3 protein-coding genes are annotated in these 3,732 nt (G+C 41.4%); 2 read left to right on the forward strand and 1 reads right to left on the reverse strand.

Annotation, left to right across the window (positions count from 1 at the left end):
* The coding region (locus PLK24_RS09600) for an AIR synthase-related protein (RefSeq protein WP_324478587.1) at nt 1-1,424 on the forward strand (1,424 nt) is incomplete at its 5' end.
* 413 nt (nt 1,425-1,837) lie between these two features.
* A complete protein-coding gene (gene purF, locus PLK24_RS09605; RefSeq protein WP_324478589.1) occupies nt 1,838-3,235 on the forward strand; it encodes an amidophosphoribosyltransferase in 1,398 nt (465 codons plus the stop codon).
* Nucleotides 3,236-3,250: 15 nt separating this feature from the next.
* On the opposite strand, the gene PLK24_RS09610 is transcribed toward purF, so the two are convergent.
* Nucleotides 3,251-3,718, reverse strand: coding sequence for a flavodoxin family protein (locus tag PLK24_RS09610; protein ID WP_324478591.1), 468 nt, complete (start codon nt 3,716-3,718; stop codon nt 3,251-3,253).
* Nucleotides 3,719-3,732 lie beyond the last annotated feature (14 nt).

Here is a 3,732-nt window from a genome sequence, read left to right on the forward strand (position 1 = left end):
TAGGAATCAAGGATATGGGTGCCGCTGGTTTGACTTGCTCTTCCAGTGAAATGGCTGCTGCCGGTAAAAGTGGGGTTAAAATCTATCTGGATCGTATTCCGGTTCGCGAAGAAGCCATGGAACCCTGGGAAATCATGATGTCTGAGTCTCAAGAACGCATGCTTCTCTGTGTAAAAAGAGGTTACGAGGATTCAGTGCTTCAAATTTTTCATAAATGGGGCTTGGAAGCGGTGGTCGTAGGAGAGGTAGTCGATGGAGACAATATCACCATTGAGTTCAATGGGAAGATGGTTGCTGATATTCCCGCTCAAGAATTAACTAAACCACCGGTTTATACTCCCCCCGCCGAAAAGCCAGCTTATCTTGAAAGGATAAATCATTATGACTGGAATGATCTTCCTCTGCCCAATAATTGGAACGAAATATTACTCAAATTAATGGCTTCTCCCAACCTCTGTTCTCGTCATTCGGTTTTTGAACAATACGATCACATGGTTCAAATTAATACCTCAATGCTGCCTGGAACTGGAACGGTTATCCTCCGTGTTAAAAATCTTCCTTGGGGGATTGCTGTTACCACTGATTGTAATCCAGTATTTTGCTACCTCGATCCTTATCGGGGCTCTCAAATTGCGGTTGCTGAAGCAGCTCGTAACTTGGCTGCCTGTGGAGCTCAACCAGCCGGTATAACCGATTGTTTGAATTTTGGGAATCCGCAGAAGCCCGATCGTTATTGGCAATTTATTGAGGCAATTAAGGGAATAAGCGATGCCTGCAAATTTTTTGACCTTCCGGTTGTGAGCGGCAATGTTTCTTTTTACAATGAAAGTCCAACTGGTCCTATCCATCCCACTCCAACCATCGGCATGATTGGTATTATCGAAGACGTTCAAACAGCGGTAAATGCAGCCTTTAAAGATTTTGATGACGTGATCGTTTTATTGGGTGAAACCCGCAATGAAATAGGCGGGAGTGAATATTTACGTGTGATTCACCAGCAAGAATTTGGACCGGCTCCACAAATTGATTTATCGGCTGAAAAAAATCTTCAAGAATTTTTAATCGATGCAGTTCGACAAGGGTTAGTTCAATCATCTTCTGATCTAAGCGAAGGCGGATTGGCTTGTGCTCTCGGCGAAGGGTGCATCTGTGGTCAGGAGAAGAAAGGATGCCTGATTGACATCGGAAATTTACCCAATATCCGCTTGGATGCTCTTTTATTTGGAGAAAGCTGTGGGCGAGCTCTAATTACCTGTAAACCGGAAAATTTTGCTACACTGGAAAAGATGGCTCGGATGAAAACTATTCCCTTTTTTGTTATTGGCAAAGTTACCAGGGAAAGCCTAAACATTTATAATAATCAGCAATCACTGATTTCAGTTTCTATAGAGGATTTGTGGAAAGCCTGGTACCATACTTTGTAGTTTTTATAGGAGTTTGATTTATCATACCCACCAATGGGTTTACAATATAAACATCCATACTGGAAACTGGTACCAGATAAGGATGAAAATACTCATCCAGGAATCGTTTCCCCCTTTAGCAAAGGAAGTTAGGGGGTTTGAAATAATTGGGAAAAAACAAATCCTTCTCAATCTTCTTTTATCTAAAAAGAAAGGAATAAAAGAGATTGAATTCATGAGATTGCCATGTCACTTCGTTCCTCGCAATGACGATTCAGAGTTCCTTCTCCCTTGATGGGAGAAGGTGATGATGAGGATGAAATTTGTACTATTCACCTCTCACCAAATTTAAAGAAGAGTTTTCGGGGCTTCAAAAAACCAAGATATCGGATGGCGGATTAATAAATCATGACCATCTTTAAATGGAGGAATCTATGACCGGAGAGAAATGCGGAATTTTTGCCGCCTATGGAGTAAAAAATGCTGCTAAATTAATATTTCATGGATTGTATTCCCTTCAGCACCGAGGTCAGGAAAGTGCTGGAATGGTCATTTCTGACCAACATGGTGTTAGAGAACACAAAGGAATGGGGCTGGTTTCAGAAGTTTTTCAAGGAGATATACTAAAAAAGCTAACCGGTTCTATTGGACTCGGGCATGTTCGTTATTCCACCACTGGCTCTTCATCCTTGAGAAACATCCAGCCTTTTATAGGAGACTGTCGTTTTGGCAATGTCTCTATAGCGCATAACGGAAATCTTGCTAATACCAATTCTCTATGGAAAAAAATAGGTCACCAGGGGGCTGTTCTTCAATCAACCATGGATACTGAAATGATCCTCCACTTGATTGCCCAAAGTTCTTTCGATGGATTTGAAGATGCGGTGAAAGAAGCACTTTGGGAAATCCGAGGAGCTTTTTCCTTGGGAATAATGAGTGAAAAAAATATCATTGCCATCCGCGATCCCTGGGGTTTTCGACCTTTGGCTTTAGGAAAGCTAGATGGAGGCTACCTGATTAGTTCGGAAAGTTGTGCTTTTGATATCATTGGAGCTCAATTCATTCGAGAAATCGAACCAGGCGAGATGCTGATAATTGACGAAAACGGTCCAAGATCAGTTTTTTATGCCCATTCTCATCGAAAAGCTTTTTGTATATTTGAGCTCATTTATTTTGCTCGACCAGACAGTATCATTTTTGGTGAAAGTGTCTATTTAGCACGAAAAAAAATGGGATGGGTTTTGGCAGAAAGAGAAGACTATGATGCCGATATGGTTATTCCGGTCCCCGATTCAGGAATTTATGCTGCACTAGGATTTTCAGAAAAATCAAAAATTCCTTTTGAATTGGGAATGATTCGAAATCCTTATGTTGGAAGGACTTTTATACGTCCGGGGCGAGAAAACCGTAATCTTGCAGTGAAGCTGAAGTTAAATCCGTTGAAAAGTCTTTTAAAAGGGAAAAAAATAATTATTCTTGAAGATTCCATTGTAAGAGGAAACACCTCAAGAGAAAGAATTAAAACCCTAAAGAACGCTGGGGTGAAAGAAGTTCACATGCGTGTCACTTCACCCCCTCACTGCCACCCCTGCTACTATGGAATCGATTTTCCAACCCGGGAAGAGCTCATTGCCTGCCGCATGAACCAGGAAGAAATTAGACAATTCCTTGGTTTGAATAGTCTTCGCTATATCGATATCAACGGCCTCAAAAAGAGCTTATCCAAACCAGGAGAGAACTTTTGTTTTGCCTGTTTCACTGGTGACTATCCAGTAGTACCCGATAAGGGATTAGGAAAATTTATCTTAGAAGAAAATTCCTCGGAGCAATAATGTACCTTATTGATATTAATCTTTTAAAATATCCGCCAGCTGATTCGCGTAGGATCGGCATTCTTTTTCTGCTCGGTCATCAAAAGATTTAATAGCAACTGGTCCGTAGTGGCTTCCTTCTGCCATTCCTTTGACCAGCATTCCATGAATGAGGAGAGCCGAGAGAATAGAAAGAATTGCAGTTTCATTTCCTCCGGCAGCATTAGCCGACGAAGCAAAAGCACCACCCAACTTGCCATCCAATCGACCGTGCAAGCGGATGCTATCATCCAAAAGCTTTTTAATTTCTGCTGCCATGGTTCCATAGTAAGTCGGTGTACCAAGAATGATCAGGTCATAATCGACCAGCTTTTTAATATCAACCTGGTCTGGAGTTACTAAATCAACGGTAATTTCTCTTTTCTGGAGCTCTTTGGATATGGTTTCTGCCATTTTTCTGGTTGTTCCAGAACGAGTGTAGTAAATGACAATAGCTTTTGACATGAAATGCCCTCCAT

Source organism: Atribacter sp. (genome assembly GCF_035418125.1).
In the GTDB taxonomy this organism is placed as follows: Bacteria; Atribacterota; Atribacteria; order Atribacterales; family Atribacteraceae; genus Atribacter; species Atribacter allofermentans.

What these genes read in the sequence shown, in the direction of transcription:
- purF (WP_324478589.1), top strand. Translation starts at nt 1,838, where the DNA reads ATGACCGGAGAGAAATGCGGAATTTTTGCCGCCTATGGAGTAAAAAAT.
- PLK24_RS09610 (WP_324478591.1), bottom strand. Translation starts at nt 3,718, where the DNA reads ATGTCAAAAGCTATTGTCATTTACTACACTCGTTCTGGAACAACCAGA.